General features: G+C 51.3%; 14 protein-coding genes and 1 tRNA gene. 8 read left to right on the top strand and 7 right to left on the bottom strand.

Annotation, left to right across the window (positions count from 1 at the left end; genetic code table 11):
- The first annotated feature begins 51 nt into the window (after positions 1-51).
- The 3 genes from Q8P05_03420 to Q8P05_03410 all read left to right on the top strand — a co-directional run bounded on the left by Q8P05_03420 (position 52) and on the right by Q8P05_03410 (position 2,483).
- Complete coding sequence (locus tag Q8P05_03420) at positions 52-447, top strand: hypothetical protein (protein ID MDP2666523.1); 396 nt, start codon at positions 52-54, stop codon at positions 445-447.
- Positions 447-1,217: a glycosyltransferase gene (locus tag Q8P05_03415; protein MDP2666522.1), complete on the top strand. Its 771-nt coding sequence runs from the start codon at positions 447-449 to the stop codon at positions 1,215-1,217. The genes Q8P05_03420 and Q8P05_03415 overlap by 1 nt, the downstream gene beginning before the upstream one ends.
- Positions 1,218-1,379: 162 nt before the next feature.
- On the top strand, positions 1,380-2,483 hold the full coding sequence (locus Q8P05_03410; GenBank protein ID MDP2666521.1) for a DegT/DnrJ/EryC1/StrS family aminotransferase: 1,104 nt from the start codon (positions 1,380-1,382) through the stop codon (positions 2,481-2,483).
- Here Q8P05_03410 and Q8P05_03405 read toward each other — a convergent pair.
- Positions 2,471-3,274 (bottom strand): glycosyltransferase, encoded by an 804-nt coding sequence (locus tag Q8P05_03405; GenBank protein ID MDP2666520.1) that lies wholly within the window; start codon positions 3,272-3,274, stop codon positions 2,471-2,473. The two genes, Q8P05_03410 and Q8P05_03405, sit on opposite strands and share 13 nt — an antisense overlap.
- A 35-nt stretch (positions 3,275-3,309) precedes the next feature.
- On the opposite strand from Q8P05_03405, the gene Q8P05_03400 reads away from it, so the two are divergent.
- Both Q8P05_03400 and Q8P05_03395 read left to right on the top strand, forming a co-directional pair.
- The gene (locus Q8P05_03400) at positions 3,310-4,197 is read left to right on the top strand and encodes an NAD(P)-dependent oxidoreductase (protein ID MDP2666519.1); all 888 of its coding nucleotides are present in this window, start codon (positions 3,310-3,312) and stop codon (positions 4,195-4,197) included.
- Positions 4,190-5,797, top strand: coding sequence for a hypothetical protein (locus tag Q8P05_03395; GenBank protein MDP2666518.1), 1,608 nt, complete (start codon positions 4,190-4,192; stop codon positions 5,795-5,797). Before Q8P05_03400 ends, Q8P05_03395 begins: the two co-directional genes overlap by 8 nt.
- Positions 5,798-6,047: 250 nt before the next feature.
- Here Q8P05_03395 and Q8P05_03390 read toward each other — a convergent pair whose 3' ends face one another.
- Together Q8P05_03390 and Q8P05_03385 are read right to left on the bottom strand one after the other, a co-directional pair.
- On the bottom strand, positions 6,048-7,040 hold the full coding sequence (locus tag Q8P05_03390) for a lysylphosphatidylglycerol synthase transmembrane domain-containing protein (protein ID MDP2666517.1): 993 nt from the start codon (positions 7,038-7,040) through the stop codon (positions 6,048-6,050).
- A 148-nt stretch (positions 7,041-7,188) separates the two neighbouring features.
- Positions 7,189-8,043, bottom strand: a complete 855-nt coding sequence (locus Q8P05_03385; GenBank protein MDP2666516.1) for a zinc metalloprotease HtpX — start codon at positions 8,041-8,043, stop codon at positions 7,189-7,191.
- A gap of 223 nt (positions 8,044-8,266) precedes the next feature.
- Between Q8P05_03385 and Q8P05_03380 the strand changes: the two genes are divergently transcribed.
- Entirely contained in the window at positions 8,267-10,903 is a 2,637-nt protein-coding gene (locus tag Q8P05_03380) for an Ig-like domain-containing protein (GenBank protein ID MDP2666515.1), read from the top strand.
- 165 nt (positions 10,904-11,068) lie between these two features.
- Here Q8P05_03380 and Q8P05_03375 read toward each other — a convergent pair whose 3' ends face one another.
- Complete coding sequence (locus Q8P05_03375) at positions 11,069-11,341, bottom strand: hypothetical protein (protein ID MDP2666514.1); 273 nt, start codon at positions 11,339-11,341, stop codon at positions 11,069-11,071.
- A gap of 80 nt (positions 11,342-11,421) precedes the next feature.
- Between Q8P05_03375 and Q8P05_03370 the strand changes: the two genes are divergently transcribed.
- A complete protein-coding gene (locus tag Q8P05_03370; GenBank protein MDP2666513.1) occupies positions 11,422-12,570 on the top strand; it encodes an NAD(P)/FAD-dependent oxidoreductase in 1,149 nt (382 codons plus the stop codon).
- A gap of 168 nt (positions 12,571-12,738) precedes the next feature.
- Positions 12,739-15,792 (top strand): CARDB domain-containing protein, encoded by a 3,054-nt coding sequence (locus Q8P05_03365; protein ID MDP2666512.1) that lies wholly within the window; start codon positions 12,739-12,741, stop codon positions 15,790-15,792.
- Here the strand turns inward: Q8P05_03365 and pyrG are convergent.
- The 3 genes from pyrG to Q8P05_03350 form a co-directional block, all read right to left on the bottom strand.
- Positions 15,749-17,422 (bottom strand): CTP synthase (glutamine hydrolyzing), encoded by a 1,674-nt coding sequence (gene pyrG, locus Q8P05_03360; protein ID MDP2666511.1) that lies wholly within the window; start codon positions 17,420-17,422, stop codon positions 15,749-15,751. The genes Q8P05_03365 and pyrG overlap by 44 nt on opposite strands.
- Positions 17,423-17,455: 33 nt before the next feature.
- Positions 17,456-18,391, bottom strand: a complete 936-nt coding sequence (locus Q8P05_03355) for a sulfatase-like hydrolase/transferase (GenBank protein MDP2666510.1) — start codon at positions 18,389-18,391, stop codon at positions 17,456-17,458.
- Between the two features lie 196 nt (positions 18,392-18,587).
- A tRNA-Gln gene (locus Q8P05_03350) sits at positions 18,588-18,660 on the bottom strand.
- Positions 18,661-18,701 lie beyond the last annotated feature (41 nt).

Below are 18,701 nucleotides of genomic sequence, written 5' to 3'. Positions count from 1 at the left end.
AATTTGGGCTGATGGGTCATGGTTATAAATCGTCTCAAAGAGTAAATCTAAATGAAAATATTTGTTATTGGACCCGTAGCCCCGTTCAAAGGAGGAATTTCGCATTCCGGTACGCAGTTGTGTCAGAATCTGGCGAAGAAACATGATGTTACCGCTATCTCATTCAAGAAAATTTATCCCACTTTCATGTTCAAGGACATTCATGAAAAAGGGGCCAGCGAAAATCCCAATTTCAAAACCGTGGCCCTGTTGGATGGAACCAACCCCCTGACGTGGAAAGATGCTTCGGATTATATTATTAGAGAAAAACCGGATCGAGTTCTTTTTCAATGGTGGACTACTTATTTGATGCCCTGTTTTTGGTACATCCAAAACCGTATCAAAAAGAACACTAAAACAGGTGTTATTCTTCAGAACGTTTTCCCCCACATGGGAGGGGAAGAATAATGGGCTTCGTTGAATTTTTCCATGGAAAAACCTTCTCGGGACTGCACAAGGAATTGGCCAAAAAGTTTCTGGATAAAGCCGACTACTTATGCGCCATGTCCAGTGCGGACAAAAAAATGGTGGAAGCGGAGTTGCCCGGAAAGAAAGTGGAGTTCTGGATCGAACCCCCGTATTCCAATCCCGCGTCCGAAGCCAAAGTGTTTTCCAAAAAAGAATCGCGGGAATGGTTGGGAGTAAAAGACGACATAATTTTATTTTTTGGATTTATCCGCCCTTACAAGGGATTGATTTACCTCATACGGGCTATGCCCCGCATACTGAAAGACAAACCCAATACTAAACTGGTCATACAAGGGGTTTTCTGGAAAGATAGACAAAAGTATTTTGACGAGATAGAAAAACTCAACCTGAAAGATCACATTCTCATCCGCGAAGGGTATGTGGCGGGCGACGACCGGGCGCGTGTGTTTTATTCTGCGGACGTGGTGGTCATGCCGTACCTAAATATTTCCGAATCGGCCATCATACCTTTATCCTGGGGTTTTGGGGTGCCCGTTATTTGTACCGCGGTCGGGGGAAACGTGGATTGGATTACGGATGGAAAGGAAGGATATCTAACTCCTCCCAAGGACCCCGAAGCACTCGCTAAAGCCGTACTTGATTTTTACGATAAAAAAATGGAACCAGTATTCAAGGAAAACATGAATAAGCGCATGGAAGAAATTGAATGGTCCGAAAAACAAGAACGAGTCGTTCTCGGCAATTTTTAAACCCCCAAATCACTTCGTGGACGCGGGCATGAACCTGGAAATGAGCGGGGGCCGCGAAAACCTCCACGCCGGGGAAAATAATCGCCTATCAAACAACAGCGTTCTCGTACAATCCTCGACTTAAACCAATGGATTTAATGCCCTTGCGCCCTCACGTTTAGCATGAATCTGATCCCCGTTACCCAATACACCTATGCCGGAAACGAACTGAAATACCTCCAAGAAGTTCTCGAATCCAAATGGCTGGGGGGAGGACCCTTCGTGGAACGGTTCGAGAAAACTTTTTCTGGATATTGCGACATGAAATACGGGTGCGCCGTCTCCAACGGGACGAATGCGCTGTATCTGATCTACAAGGTTTTGGGCATTGGACCCGGGGATGAGGTCATCGTGCCAGACAACACCTTCATTACTCCTGCCAGTATGGCCCTGCATGCGGGTGCCAAGCCCGTTCCGGTGGATGTGCAGTCGGACACTTTTAATATCGACCCGGTGGCGGTGGAGAAAGCCATTACTCCTCGCACCAAAGCCATTGTGCCTGTCCACATGCTTGGTCACCCGGCGGACATGGATGAGATAAATGAAATTGCGGCCGCGCATGACATTCGGGTTATCGAGGACGCGGCTGAAGCGCATGGTGCCATTTATAGGAAAAGGAAGGCCGGATCGCTCGCGCCCATCTCGTTCTTTAGCTTCTATGGGAACAAGACCATCGCTTCAGGAGAAGGAGGAATGATCCTCTCCGACGATCACGAATTTATCGAAACATGCCGGCTGCAGCGTGGACATGGAATGCGGCCTGAAAAAAGGTATTGGCATGAAGTGATTGGGTATAATTATCGTATGACGGATCTCCAAGCGGCCGTTGGAGTGGCGCAGCTGGAGAAGATTGACGCCTTTTTGGAACGTAAACACCGGATTGCCAAAATGTATTCTGAACTATTATCGGGGGTAAAAGGAATCATCCTGCCCACAGTACGGGAATATGCCACTCATTCCTATTGGATGTATCAAATCCTCGTTACGGATGAGTTTCCCATATCTCGAGATGAATTGGCCGTCGAATTGAGGAAGAAGAACATCGACACGCGCAGGGCCTTTTACTCGGTGCATGTTCAACCTCCATATCGGGCGGAAGGAAATTTTCCCAATAGCGATATTTGTTCCGCGACCGGTCTCATGATTCCCATGGGGGCCAATTTGACCGATGATCAAGTCGCGTATGTGGCGGATGCCATCCGAGGGATAGGCGATCAACGAGCATAAGGGGCGTCCACGACTACTTTTACCGGTTCCATCCATACTGGTTTATTCAACGAATTTGGTTTTTTCAATGAATTGACAGAATCCCCCCGCAAGCGCAAAAGGTTTCGGGTGAAATTGAGAATCGTCGGAACCAATTTTACCGAGCTGTTAGCACGCTCCTCCCATTCAACCGGGATTTCGACTATGCGCAACCCTTTTTGTTGCGCGCGGTAGGTAAATTCTGTTTCGAAGAAGAACCAGGAATCCTCCACCTGGCGGAGGATGGGAATCATTGATTTCATCCTCATTGCCTTGAACCCGCATTGGGGATCGGTGAAGCGGGCTCCTAGGAATACACGCAAGAGAATGCGGGTGTAACACCAGGACACGATTCGTCGGATGAGATCCCGTGTAATTTTAGATTGGGGATGGTATCGCGAGCCGCCCACCAAATCCGCCCCCTTTTCGATTTCACGAATAAGGGTGGGAAGGTCTTTTAGGGAAGTGGCGAGATCCGCATCCATGTAAGCCGCGATATCGGCGTCGGTACGAATCAAGGTGTTGAGCAAGGCCATTCCTTTCCCGGGTTTTTTGACGTAAGTCACCCGGACATGCTTCTCATTTTGGGCGAGCCGTTTTATCTCCTCCAGGGAGGAAGGATGGCCATTATAGGCCAATGTTATTCGCCATCTGACAAAGGGGAGGGTTTCACGGCAGGCTTTTTGGATTAGGGGGAAGTTGCGCGTGATATCCTCCGTATTCCCAGGATAGACGGCTATGAGGATATCGACTCTGCGTCGGGGAGTGGGCATACGGGTTCTAAATCCCCGACCTATTAAAATGGAGCATGCCACGAGTGTTCCTAACCGGCGCTACGGGAGAAATAGGACAAACCATCCTGCCCATTCTTGGGCAGCATCACGATGTCGTGGCGCTTCACCGCGGAACCATTCCACTTACTCATTCCGATGTCACTTGGGTAGAGGGGAATTTGACTTCCCTATTGTCTTTCAGGAAAAACCTGGAGGGGGTTGATGTCCTTATTCATTTGGGTGCCCTGACTAAATCAACGAATGAAAAAGCATTGCATCGGGTGAACGTGCAAGGTACTCTTGAATTGTTAAAAGCAGCTCGGGAAGCCGGATGCTCCAAAACGATTGTCGCCAGCACCGCGGCTGTAACTCATACTTATTTGACCCCGTATGCGCGGTCCAAGCTGGAGATGGAAACCCAGGTACTTAAAGCGGGGTACGAAACGCTTTTCATCCGACCCACGTTGGTTTATGGAAAAAAAACCCGATTTATTCGATTGCTCCGGCGGATAGCCGAAACTCCATTTCCATTTGTTTTTCTTCCCGATGGGGGGAAAGGGGATGTGCATCCGGTGCACGCCGAGGACATCGGGCATGCGTTGCTGAAGCTGATCAAAAATTTCCCCCGAGTCCCCGAAACCTATGATTTGTGTCCTCTGACCGGAGCCACCTTGCGGGCGTGCGTCGAAACCTCCCTTCGCGTGCATCACCAAAACAAAACGATTTTTTCTCTTCCATCGGCCCCCCTAAAAGGAATTGGGCTTTTCTCCCGCGCCAGCCGCATTCCCATCCCCTCCTTCATTCATGGCGGCGCAGCCATTAGTTCTTCGTATCAAGTTAACCCCCAAAAATTCCAGCGGGACTATGGGGATATTTTCCGGGAACCTCTAAAAGCGATTGAGGAGTGCTTGAGGCATGAATGATCTTATGTTACCCCGCTTTCCATGGACGGTCATCCTCGATGCGGGAGTAATCGCCTTGTCCGCCTGGGTCGTGCTCTCGGTATTTTTTGGTTACACGCTTGGTTTGCATCCCATTCTCCTGCTTCTTGCATTGGGAATGGGGTTTTTTTATTTCAGGAACCACCGCCATGTGGTGCCCACCTCTCAAACAGGAATACACTATTTGGGAATATGGATAATCGTTCTGTTTGGCGCCCTGGCGTTCATCCTTTTCGGTCTCCAGGGCGGATTTGACCTTAGTGCGGATGTGGCTCCGGTTTTCGCGACCCAATCCATTCAAAATCGCATCCCCCTGGCCTATCCCACGCACCCCAGCATCCCCTTTTCCTATCCGGTGGGGCTACCGGTACTCCTCTCCCAGCTCACATTCTTGGACACCCCCCTTCATCTCCTCGCATGGGCGGGAGGGGTGATAGGAATTCTATTGCTCCTCTTTTATGCCACGCGCTGGATTCATTTTTTCATTCCGAGGAAGGAGGTTTTTGTCCTGGCCCCCCTTCTCTTCCTGGGGCTAAGGATCCCCTTTCTCAGCCTGCTCACCGGGGAATACCCGCTTCTCCTGGGCATAGGTTTGGGATTGGGGGCCGCCTGGTTATGGAAACCCTCCCCTGGTTGGTCAACCCTCAGTTTGGGGGCCGCTTTCCTGGCCCACCCGTATGCGGGTATGGTGGGGTTCCTTTTTCATGGGATTTTCAATAGACTTCCTATCCGGGATTGGGTAAGGAGTGGGGTCGGGATAGGAATCGTGGCCTTGCCGGCGCTAATCTTTCAATACATTCCCCTCCTTGGACAAATTCAAGGGATGGGGGGAATAGTTGGGAATAGCATTCCCTCTTTGGGAACCATTCTTGCCATCCCTTCCCTGGTGGGAATAATTCCATTCCTCTTGGGGGTGGGGGTCTTGATCTGGGCGGCCTTTCATAGAAAAAGGAAACCGCGGGATTGGGAGCGGGTTGCGGCCCTCTTGGTGGGGGGAGGGGTTTTAGGTTACGGGTTAGCAGGTTTTTTTCCCGCATTCGTTTTCGGGGGAAAAATGATTTATCTGGCCGCCATCGGGGTTATGCTTGCCGCCACCGGAGGTATATTTTCGGGGGTTTCTCCAATACATTTGAAGAAAACGGGGATTATTCTTCTCGTCCTCATCCTCGGAATCTGGGCCACGTCCTCCAGCGCGACCCATTTTATTTACGGATCCAAAGCGACCATTGCGGAAGCGCGGTTCGCGGAGTGGTTTGGAAATAGAGAAGCGGGTGGATCCAAAGTATTGTTCCTGTCCCCCGGCCACGGGAAAATGGGGGAGTATGCGGGCATGCTTCCATTTGATTTTAAGAGCACGCATTATTTCTCGAGTCTCACTTTCCAAACCGTATCGAATGAGGCGACCTTAATGTTATCCCAGGATGCCGCGCGCTTCCAGGAAACCCTGGCCAACCGGTGCCTTTCATGTGTAAAAGAATTCGATGCCGCATTCATCGTGGTGAATACATCCGTATTCCCTCTCCTCCCGGATCATGTGCTCCTCTATGAGAAAGACGGGTTCCTGGTCTACCGGGGTCAATGAATTGAATCGGGCTTTTTAGAAAAAAGCCCGGGGAAAAAGGTGGATTCCTCGCCCTCAACCTTTTAGGAAAAGGTTGACCAAAATCGCAGCGGCCAGCCGAAACTGGCCGGCGACATTCGTCGCCCATTGTTTGGCGAGCGATCACGCGAGCAGGTGACGTTTTCTATTTGTTGGATACCCCACCCTTTAAGGTGGGGAGGAAGTCATTTTGGGATTTTTGTGGATTTTATTTGAATGAGGAAAATAATAGTCACCCGCGGGGAGAACGGTATTTGGCGATGAGGCCTTTCAAGCCCCCTTCGATGGGAATAGGGTGCGTATTGAAGGCCCAGGCCCCAATGAGGAAGCTGGGGATATATCCCAACGTGAAATAGAGGAGGGAAAATAATACAGCAGGCTCGGGAGGAATGCCATACGCCCCCAATACGATGACCACGGCCAACTCACGTGTTCCTAATCCCGCGACCCCGATGGGGATGATTTCAACGAGGGACATGATGGGGACGACCAACAAAGCCACTTCAAGGGGAACAGCGAATCCGAAGGATTGCAGCAGAAACCACCCGAAGAAGATAGATCCAATCCACGCGCCGGTACTGGCGAGCAGGGTCAGGAAAATGGCATTCGTGTTCTTTTTGAGAGCGGGGAGGCTGTCAAAGAATTGCCGGCCATATTTTTGGAGCATCTGGGCATAAGTGGGGGGGAGGATGCGCATGAAAAGGGGGAATATGCGTCGGGCGAACCGACGATTGAGCATCAAATAGGCCCCCACGAACGCCCCAATGATGAATCCTAAAATGAGCGGGGGGGACAGGAGATTGATCCCTTTCTCCTGTGAAAGGAATAGGAGTCCGAGCGTGGCGAACAGGAGGAGGGTCAGCACATCCATCATGCGGTCGACCACCACCGCCATAATTCCCCCGCCCGTGGACAAGTCTTTCTTCACATACGCGGCGCGCACGAAATCACCTAAACGACCGGGGGTAATGACACTCACGAATAATCCAATCCACAACACTTTCATGGAATCCCACATCCCTATTTTTCCTCCCAAGGCCCCCACGAGGGTTTTCCATTTTAGTCCCTTGCAGATCATGAGGAAAACCCAGAATAGCATGCCCATGGCTACTAATGACAGGTCGATCAGGAAGAGGGCATCCCACAACGAGACCCAATCCAACCGAGTCGCGGCCAGGTATAAGATAGCCAGCGTGACCAGGAAGGAGAGCCAGGACCATTTCATAGCGTTCTCATCCCCTTGGACCTAATAAATAGTACCAACTCCCATCCGCATGGGTAAAAGGAATGGGTTGTTCGCATGGAGGAGACAATGGGTGGATGGGGTTGGTTTTTTAGGACCCGGACTGTCCCTTTGTTGAGCGGGTGAGACTTCATCTTTTGTCGAACGTCATCTTTTCCAACCGGGCGATGCGATCATCCATCGGGGGGTGGGTGGCGAGAAGGCCTAGCAAGGCCTTTCCTGAAAAAGGATTGGCGATGAAGAGGTGGGCCGTGCCCTGGTTGGCAGAACGCATGGGGTGGTGGTGAATGCCCCGCTCGAGCTTGCCTAAAGCCCGCGCGAGACCTTTGCCATTTGACAATGTGTGTGCGGCGGTTTCATCCGCATGATATTCACGCGAACGCGATACGGCGAGCTGGATGAGCGTGGCGATGATGGGCACCACGATGGCCATCAATAATAGTCCAATGGGATTTCTCCCTTCCCCATTCCTACTCCCGAATGCGGCGAATTGGAGCATGAATGCCAGCATTCCTATGGCTCCCGCAATGGTCGCGGCGATGGAAGAGATGAGCACATCCCTGTTTTTGACATGCGACAATTCATGGGCGATGACCCCTTCCAATTCCTCATCATCCAACAGATCTAAAATCCCCCCCGTAAACGCCACGGCTGCATGCTTGGGCCCTCTTCCGGTGGCGAACGCATTAGGGGATTTGGATTCAACCATATATAACCGGGGCATGGGAATATTCATCTTCCCGGCCGCGCGTGTGACCAATCGTTCGATGCGCGCCCCCTGAGTTGTAGTAGTTTCCACGGGCTTGGCGCGGTACATGGCCAGGACGATCTTATCAGAGAAGAAGTATGAAACGAAATTCATGACCGCGGCGAAGATGAAAGCGACGATCATACCCTCCGTGCCACCGAGGATATTTCCAATGACAATGAGCAAGCCCGTTAGGAGGCCCAAGAAGAATACCGTCCGCGCCCACTCGAGTGCCATGTGTTCCACGCTCCTGTTCCTTTGGTTTTTTTTCCCACATTGCCATTCAAAAATTACTTAATTGACTTACCTAATTATTCTTCTGCACCCCATCTATTTCTTTTCTACATTACTTGTTTCATTTATCTTCGTCGTCCCGTAAACATTTGGGGCTTATTCCAAATGGGATTCAACACGCTTTTAAATGATAGAAGTGTAACAAAGGCTAAGGGGGAATTATCACATGAAACGGGGAATCGTCTTTTTAGCTATCATCCTATCATTGGGGGTTGGGGCCCATGCCCTGACAACGGTTGAGATGGGGGCTATTCCTGCGTATGTCAACCCCGGGAATGGGGGAATAGACATTTCGTTCACCGTGATGAATGTGGATCTGAATTCTACTGATCAACTTAAACTCGTGATGTGGGCGGGGAATGATGGTACGTTGGCGAATGCCACCGCCCTATCCACGCGTCTCCTCGCGAATGATTTATGCGGAAACCCTTCCGATTATATCACGCCGCGCCCCTGCACGTATACCTGGGATGCCATCCCGAATGGGTTGAATGATGGGAATGTCACTTTTTTCATTGAAGCCTTTTTCCAAGGGGCCTCGGATGGCGTGGATTTTGGGGAAACCGTATTGGACACGATTTCCCCGATCCTGCCCACCCCCACCCTTATTCCCGATCCATCCGCGGGAGGATGGATGAATAGTCCCATCCAACTCACTGCGACCTGCACGGATACCTCCTCTTGCACGTTGCATTACGCCATCGAATTAGGGGCCTACATTTCATTCCCTGGGACCATTGCTCTCGAGAATGTGGACGGTCTCCTCCTGGTGAAAGCCATGGATGCAGCCGGGAATGAAACCGAATGGGTGGGACCAGCTGTCCAAGTGGACACATTGAAACCTACCCTCACCCTCACGAGCAGTCCATCCATTCCCACGCATGGGTATACGACACAAACCCAATTCACGTTTACCATTGATGTGGACGACGTATTAAGTGGCATCGATGACCTATCTTTTGTCCTTACCCTCGATGGGACGGCCACCAATTCTACTTTGCAAGGCAACCAAGCGATATTCACCCCCTCCTCCCCGTTAGGGGAAGGGAGCCATTCGCTCGTGGCATTAGTAAAAGATTTGGCGGGGAATGAGGAGACGAAAACGTTTCCTTTTACCATTGATACTACGACTCCCACCCTCACTCTTTCGGTGGCTGAATTTACTAATGACCCCACTCCTTCATTCACATTATCCGCCAGCGACGCAGGGGGAATCGATAAGCTGTATATGCGCTGCGGTACCAGCGGGAATTTTACCGAAATGACTCACAATGTGAACATCGATTCATTCAGTATTCTTTCTAATGGGTGCAGTTCGGGAGAGGGGTCCCGAACCATTGAGACCTATGTATCGGATCGCGCCGGGAACGTATCGCCTACTCAAACCAAGAATGTGTACTACGATGTGACCCCTCCCGGAAAAGTGAATGATCTTGAGTTGGATTCGGTGGATGATGAAGCCATCGATCTCGAATGGGACTCAGGATCGGACAGCGGATCCGGGATCAAGGAATACGAAGTCTATCGGAGCACCAGCTCATCCATTCCCGATAGTTCGTCCAGAACCACGAGTGGGACGAGTACTTCTATCACTGGCCTGGATGAATGCACCACGTATTATTTCTGGGTGAAAGCCATTGACAAGGCGGGAAACAAAGGAAATGCGAGCGACCGATTGGAAGCCAAAACCTCAGGATGCGCGAGCAGCAGCAACAATAACAATACCAACAATGATTCCTCCAATAACTCGGGTGGCTCCCTCCCCGCGTGTGCCGTCACTTTTGACGTTGAGACTCCCTGGTATGCGGGGGATTCGATTGTGGTCGAAGTGGAGTCATCCCAATCCTATACCGGAGGCGAACTATCTTCTTTCGCCACGGGAAAGCTGACTCAAAACCATGGGAAAACCAACCTGTCCCAACGGGCATGGGGGGCTACCATACCCATCCCACTGGAAATCGGAAATACATTCACCCTCAAGTTTACTGCAGACCAGTGCTCCGCGGCCGTGAAAACGGGAATTATTTTAGATCCGGCGGCTCGCACCGCCGCCCCGGTTTCAGAGCCTGCTCCGCCTGTGGAAAGTGTTTCCCATGAGGAAGTACTCATGTCCATTGATTCCGGGATGCTCCCCCTCATCCTCCAGGAAGCGGGATTCAACCCGGAGGATCAAGACACCCTCGCGGAAACCACCCAATTGATGGACGAATGGAATGTCAGTAAATTCATCCAAATCATTCCTTCTCCCACGGAAACAGGGAAATATGTTCTCAAGATCATCTATCGGCTCGAAAGCAATGGCCATTCGACTATTCGGTTGATAGAAAACGTGCCCAAAGCGATGGCCAACTTCACTTCGGAATTGACATCCGAGCATGGATTCACCACCCTCAAGGATGATCCCATCATCCAGTTTGAAGCCTTGGATTTAAGGGAAGGGGAAGCCGTGGAATTCTCGTATCAGACCATTGCCTCGTTCACTCAAGAAGAGGCGGAATTCCTGGCCGCCCAATTGAGCGCCCGGACAAGCCCGCCCATCCTGCAAGGAGAATTGAATGATGATCAGCCTTCATTATTTTCAGGATTAGTATCGGCCGCCTCCGGAATGGCGATGCCCATTATCGGAATACTCGTGATTGCCGGCATCATCCTGATGGGACGACGCATGATTCCCACGGATACGCGCGGAATGGACAACCCTATCCTCTGGAGCAGCGCGCGCTCGGATAGGATGCATGGTAAACCCATCGTGCCCAGCCGGTTTGAACCTACTCCCTTCCGCACGGTTAAATGGAAGCGGTGATAACTTTGGACATTGGAAATTGGTTGGTCCTCCCTTGGTATTTTTTTTAAAATGTCCGAGGAATATTTTCCATTAAAAAAATCTCAAACCATTGTATGAATTATCTTGTATGGTGGGATAGGATTATCTCCATCATTCAAGCGGATTATCCAACCGCTCATCCCATCACCGCTTCACCCGAAAGCGGAGCATCCACCCTCCCAGCAGGGCGGCCAACACCAAAACCAGGAGGGTGGTGATGGACATACGAAAGCCCATTTTTCCCAATAGAAAGAGAATGAAGGGGCCCAAGAGGAGGGAATAGATGAGTCCTTCCTCCCAGTGAGGCAAAAGCCGGTGGCCGGGTGTACGACTTGGAGGATTTAGGAATAACTGGCTTGCTCCCCCGGCCACCACTAAGGCCACACCCAATAGGATGAGTCCACCCGCCCCGCTCATCCCATCCTTATTCTTTCCCAGCTAATAATGGGTGCGGGTCTCCGAGTGGGGTTTAAAACCATTCCACGGCCTTTCCGGTTATGGAGTCCGTCATCGTGGTGGGAGGGGGGTGCGCGGGATTGCGCGTGGCTCGACGGCTTGCTGAAAATGATATTCCCGTGACGGTTTTGGAAGACCACCCCCAAATAGGGGTACCGGAACACTGCTCGGGACTCATCAGCGCGCGCAATACGAAGGAACTGGGGTTTGATCTTTCGGACAGCCGGACTAATCATATATATGGTGCCAAATTGTATTCCCCTAATAATACTCAACTTCGCATCGAATCTAAGGAACCCGTAGCGCACGTGATGGATCGGTCAAAATTTGACCAAACCCTGTACAAGGAAGCCCTCGACGCGGGCGCCACCGTGGAATTGAACACGAGTGTGATGAGCGTGCGGGGGAATAGTGTATTTACCCAGAATAAAGGACGCGGAGGGGTGCGGAAAGCAAGCATCATCGTGGCCGCGGATGGAGTGAACTCCCGCCTCCGAAAGAGCGCGGGCATCGAGTCGAAAGCTACGGATTTCATCCATTCCTACCAAGCGAAAGTGGCGGGAAGCTTCGACCCCCGGATGGTGGAACTCTATTTCGGCACTGATATTGCTCCGCATTTTTTCGCGTGGGTCATTCCGGAGAATGAGGAGAGCGCCAAAGTAGGATTAGGATGTAGAATGGGGATGAATCCCGCCACTGTATTCAAGCATTTCATCCGGGAAAAACAATTGAGTGTGCACGTGAAGAGCGAGAACTCCTTTCTCATTCCCTGCGCGCGGCCCATCCGAAAACTTTACGCGGACCCATTGGTATTACTGGGGGACGCCGCCTTCCAGACCAAAGCCACCACGGGCGGGGGCATTATCATGAACACCAAGGCCGCGGACATTTTAGGAAAGGTCATCCAGGAGAATATCGCGCACGATACCCCACTCACCGAATACGAAAAACGAATGGCCCCCATCTTTCGCGAACTCGAGCTGCATCACCGCATTCACCAATATCAAGCATCCCTCACTGATACCTATTTGGACAAGCTCTTCCTCAAGCTCAAGGACGCGGGCATGGAAGAATTCCTCTCCCGGGAAGGCGACATGGACGAGCCCTCAAGATTCATAAGCAAACTCCTCCGCACCCCCCGGATGATCACGTTGCTGCCAGAAGCCCTCGGGTTCGCCTTGGCGAAATGAGGGGAAACTTTTTAGAAAAAAGTTTCATCAAAAACAACTTTTTTTAGAAAAAGATTTATCAAAAAATGGCTGAGACCACGCCCTTATGGGGCGGGGAGGAGGTCAATTCCTTCTCAAAAGGGGTCGTTTTCTACATTATTTATATAGGGGAAGGCGGGAAAAATAATAATGGCCTTTCTCCCCAAAATCCTTTACCTGCTTCTCGGAATAGGTTTGCTTTTCGGCACCCCCGCGGCGGGAGAACCCTTCGGCTGGGAGGATGAAAAGGTTATTCTTGGTTCGGACCAGAATTGGGTCTTCCAATCTGTAATCGTGAAAACGGATTCCCAGGATAATGTGAACATCCTGTGGCGCGACCGGATCGAAAATGCGCTTTATTACAAGAAGACGGATTCGCAAGGCAATCCCATTGGCACGGTTCTGCGGGTATCGGGCAACACGCTCGGCAACAACACCACTGAATTCGATTTGAGAGTGGATCAATCGGATGCCGTCCATGTGATTTGGTTGAGCGGGGTGATTTCCCCCTACCAACTCCAATACCGGAAAATTTCCCCCGATGGCCAAATGGCGACCCCTATTATTCCCATCACGAACGACTCGAATGGGTTTTCTTCTTTTGGAATGGCGCTAGATGGAAACGATGACATCCATTTGATCATGATTGATAAGATGCCATATCCCCAATCCTCTGTAAAATTCCAAAAAATAGATGATGAGGGAAACATACTCATCCCTACTACCAGCCTGAATATCCCCCGAGGTAATCATAATCGCCCCTCCCTCGACGTAGATGAAAACGGCTTCGTGAGCGCCGCATGGGGCGAAAACAGGACGTGGCCGGATAACCGGATCGTGATGGTCCGATTGGATAATGTTGGAAACCTGCTGATGAATCAAATCATCAACCCTCCTATTTACCGTTTGGAAATTTATGATGTGAAAGTATTCATTGATCCCCAACAGAATCTGGCCCTCATCTGGGGTAACCGGAATAATTGTTGGTATATTGGATGCACGCAATGGTATTACCAAAAATACGACCTGGACGGGAACGCCCTGACTCCGTTCACCCAAATCGGAAATAGTGGATCCACATACAGCGCTCCGAAAATCAAACCGGATTTTCATGGGGATCTCCACCTTATTCAATATTACGTGAGCGGCACCACCACTCGCGTCTACTATAATAAAGCCTATTCTGATGGGGGGACCTTGTTCTATCTTAACAGTTCAAAAATTATATTCCAATCCACCTCGGGCTTGATTTATGGCGTCAATATGGATATCGATTCAAAAAATCAGGTGGAAGTTGTTTTCAGTATAAACCACCCGAGCGGGGGAAGCGAATTATACCAAAAAAAATCCATCCCCCTCCCGGTGCTATTCGTTCATGGCATCTATGCGGACGATGACATTTGGGACCCATTGGAAACCTTGCTTGGACGGGTGGGCTACCAAACCTACCGCGTGGGCCGTGTTTTGAGTCAGAAGGGATTGGTGCCCAACAACGGGGACATTGGATCGTTGAAGGATCAAATGGCGGAAGCCCTCAACATTATCCATTCGAATACGGGAAATAGGAAGGTGGACGTGGTGGGCCATTCCATGGGGGGATTGGCCGCGCGCGCATACATCGCCTCCAATGGGTATCGGGGGGATATTAATCGTCTATTCCTGCTCGGCACTCCCAATGAGGGAACGAACATGGCCCGCCACCCCTTCGGGCAGAAGCTGAATATGAAGAGCGGGGACGACCCGAAAGATACGGCCCGGTATCAAATGATTCCCTATTCCTTTTTCCTCAATGTTTTGAATCGGGCGTACGATTCCAAAGGGGTTCCGCACATCGGGATCGCGGGGACGCGGCTCTATTCCTTGGTGACCCGGTGGCCCTTATGCAAGTTTTTGCCCTCTTTCTGCTACCCCGCGGATTCCCATATTCCCAATGACAATGTCGTTCCGGTGGCCAGCGTGCAGGCGTTCACCTCGCAATGTTATCTTGCGGATGTTGTGCACGGGAAGTATGATCCCAATTACTATTCCCACGCCCCCACCCTCACGCAAATCCTTTCATTGATGCGGGACGGGAACACGACGCTGGGGAATTGCCCCGCATCCCTCGCTTCTCACTCTCAAACTCCATCATTGGAAATCAAGGAAGGAAGCGGGGTAGTGGATCCCAATCAAACCATCGATGTTTTTCCCATCCCCTTCCCCCGGGATGTTTTGACCATTGCCACTACCTCCCGCGCCGGTGGTTTCTACCCTATCCTCCTTCTTCCGCAGGGAGGGACCATTTCCCGCTGGAATTACTTTAATTTTCCAGGGGTGCAATATACTTCCGTTTTCGACCAGAATGTCTATTATAGGGAGTTCCATATCACGCATCCCCAAAATTTGGATGCCAACGGGGGCATCTGGATGGCGCAGGCCAATCTGTACAGCGGTGCTACTCCAGCGGATTTCAACATGATCGCCTACATCGGTCGACCCATCGGAATCCAATCCGGCGTGGACAAAACGGAATACTTCCCCCAGGAAACCATGGTCATCTCCACGCGGATATTTGATCTTAATACGAATGCCCCGGGGTTGGGCGCGACGGTTATAACCACTTTAATCCAACCCGACGGGGTCACCCACAGTATTCCTTTATTCGACGACGGCAACCATTCCGACGGGGGAGCGAATGACGGGCTCTATGCCGCACCGCATGATTTAGGAAGCCTCGCCGGCCCCTATCTCCTTGATATCAATGCGAACGGGGTTTGGAATGGGGCCCCCTTTTATCTGGAAGAGCGTATTTCCACCTCCCTCATCGTGGCCCCGGACCTGAAAATAGGTCCGAATGCAATTCAGTTTTCCAATTCCTATCCCTTGCCAGGCGAAACCATTACGGTGAGGGCGACCATACGAAACATCGGCAATGCGGATGCGTCCAATGCCACTATTGAATTCTGGGATGATGACCCTATTGATGGAGGGCAGCTCATTGGGACGCAGATCATTTCCATTCCGGCCGGGCAGTCGGTGTCCGTTGCTCATCCTTTCAGCGGGGATGGCTCGTATAATTTCACCGTATTCCCCAGCCCCTCCAATGCCTTCCCGGACTACGATTACTCGAATGAGAAGGCCAGTGCCCAAATCCAATTCTGCCAACGTGTGCGATCCGTTTCTACGGGAAATGCGGGCCCAGGTTGTGTGTCTGTCGCTCCGTGAGAACTTTTTCTATCGGGACGCACGCGCCCACGAATGCATGGAATAATGGGTTGGGTTTATCGGGGCGCGAGGTCAGCTCGGGGTGGGCCTGCGTGGCCATGAAAAAAGGATGATTAGGGAGTTCGAGGACCTGCATTATTTCTCGTTCCGGGGCTCTCCCGGAGAAGATCATCCCATACTGGGTTAGGAGCGGAATGTATTTTGGGTTCACCTCATACCGGTGCCTGAAACGCAAGCGCGTGGTATCCCCGAAAAGGGCGTGGGCGCGCGTTCCTATTTGGATGGCCACATCCTGCCCTCCCAAACGCATGGTGGCGCCTTTTTCTTTTATCTCGACCTGTTCGGGGAGGAGGTCAATGACCGGATGGGGGGTGCCGGGATTAATTTCAGAGGAATGCGCATTATGGAGGTGGCAGGCATGGCGGGCGAACTCGATGACCGCCAACTGCATGCCATAGCATAGCCCGAGGAAGGGGATGTGGTGCTCCCTTGCGTATTGGATAACCTGGATCTTTCCTTCAGTGCCTCGCCCGCCAAATCCTCCAGGAACGACAATCCCATCTATCCCTTTCAGGGCCTCGCTCACCGTCACCTTCCCTTCCTCAATAGCGGTTGTCTCCACCCATTGGATGATGGGATCCACTTCCTGGTGCGCGGCCGCATGGTGGATGGCTTCGATGACCGAGGCATAGGAATCCCCTAATGAAGTGTATTTCCCGCAGATGGCAATGCGGGCCTTTTTCTCGGAGTGGCGGCGGAGGAAGGGTTCCCAATCCTGGATGCAGGGTTTGGCATCCAAGCCCAATTTGCTATTGAGCTGGGTGAGAATCCCTTCCTCGTAATACACGATAGGAATTTTGTACACGTCATCCACATCCAAGCCGGTGATAACCCCTTCCTTCCGGATGTCGCAGAACATGGCGATGCGGGCCTTCACCGCATCCGTAAGTTTTTCCTTGCACCGACCAATGATGATATCGGGTTGGATGCCCCGCTGGCGTAACAAACCTACGCTCTGCTGGGTGGGCTTGGATTTTTGTTCCTTCACCGCGGAGAGAATGGGGACATACGTCAAATGGACGTAAGCAATGTTGGTTTCCCCCACTTCCTTCCGGAGTTGCCGTACTGCCTCCACATACAACTCGTTTTCCATATCCCCAACTGTTCCCCCCACTTCGATAAGAAGGATATCGGGATGCTCTTCCTCCACCACCTGATGAAGCAACTCTTTGATGGCATTGGTGACGTGGGGGATGTACTGGACCGTTTTTCCTAAATAATCGCCCCGCCGCTCTTTCTGTCGAACAAAATCGTAAATCTTTCCCATGGTGAGGTTCCATTCGGATTTGCATGTAACCCCCAAAAAACGTTCATAGTGTCCAAAATCCATATCCACTTCTCCCCCATCATCCAGAACAAATACCTCTCCGTGCTCGATGGGATTCATGGTGCCGGGATCCACATTCAAGTAGCCATCCAGCTTCATGGGGATGACCTTTAGCCCTGCGGAAGCAAACAAATGGCCGATGGAAGCCGCCGCGATCCCTTTTCCTAATCCCGAAAGAACCCCTCCGGTGACGACGATGTATTTGGTTTTTTTGGTAGAATGAGAAGGTGCATCCGGAGCCATAGGAATCCGGACGCATGGAAGGGTTTTGTGGTATTAAAGCGTTGAGGGCCAATCCCCATGTTTGAAACCGCCCGGCCTCATTCCATTACGCGTGCCAATGAGGAGGGGCACATTTATCACGTGAGGAGAGGCGATTTCGTGGCCGAATCGGGGTTTCCCCAAATAGGTTTCCCCCAAATTCTCCCCATGGTCAGCACAGATGACCATCAGGATATCCTGTTCCCCGGGGAGGTGAGTTATCAATGTCTTTAAACGGGCATCCAGGGTCTCCAATGCTTCAATCTGCAGGCGATGCAGGCGTTTCCCCAACCAGGAAGGGAATTCCATTCCCGTATGCTCACGGAGGTTATAGGCGGTTTTCAGTGCCGGAAAATAGTCCCGTATTTTTTTAGGAATCCCATTCCCCGTGTCATACATGTAATGCGTCTCCCGGGCGTTCAGAAAAAGAAACCACTTATCATGGGGTGACAAATGGTCCACGATTTCATTGACGTGGGTAAGCGCGAACTGGGATTTGCGGGCGGATTGGAAGGGATGCTGATGGGAAGACAATCCATAATACAAAAATTCTCCCGGGAAATGGGGGCGAAGCACCCCGTCTGGATGGAAAGGAGAAACCCCTCCCACTCCCAGGACGTGGAATCCTTCCCGAGCATACCCATCGAAAATAGTGCGCCCAAACAATGGTATCCCACAATTGATTCCAGAAAACAATGGAGGGGAATGGCGAACAAACCAGAGTTTTTTCACTTGCTGTGAATAATACGGCAGGGGGTCCTTGAAAACGTTGGGAAGATGGCCGGTGAAGAAAGCCAAATGCGCGGGAATAGTGAATGTCCCGGGGGTTTTAGCCATCCGAAGAGGCCCAATACTCTTAATCGTTGGCGCCTGGGCCTTGACCATGGTGTCAAACCGACACGAATCCATGGTCAGGAAAAGGACATTCTTCTCGAGCAATGGATTATCCATAAGCTATTTCTCCATCAAATGGACAGCCCGCGGAGATTTAAGAACCGACCTTTTTCCTAAAAAGATCGACGAAAAAGCGTGCGGGTTTCTGTAGAGCAGAAACCCCCCCATAGCCCCGCGGAGATTCGGGAACCGGCCTTTTAGAAAAAGGCCGGCGAAAAAGCGTACGACATCCTGTGAAGTAGGAGCCTCCTCATAGCCCCGCGGAGATTCGAACTCCGGTCCCGAGAGTCAGAGTCTCGTATCCTTGACCACTAGACGACGGGGCTTTCCCTCAAAATCCCAAGGTGGAAACGGTTATAAATACCGT

This window comes from Candidatus Diapherotrites archaeon (assembly GCA_030688545.1).
Taxonomy (GTDB): domain Archaea; phylum Iainarchaeota; class Iainarchaeia; order Iainarchaeales; family VGJJ01; genus VGJJ01.
This window is presented reverse-complemented; position numbering and strand designations above follow the sequence as displayed.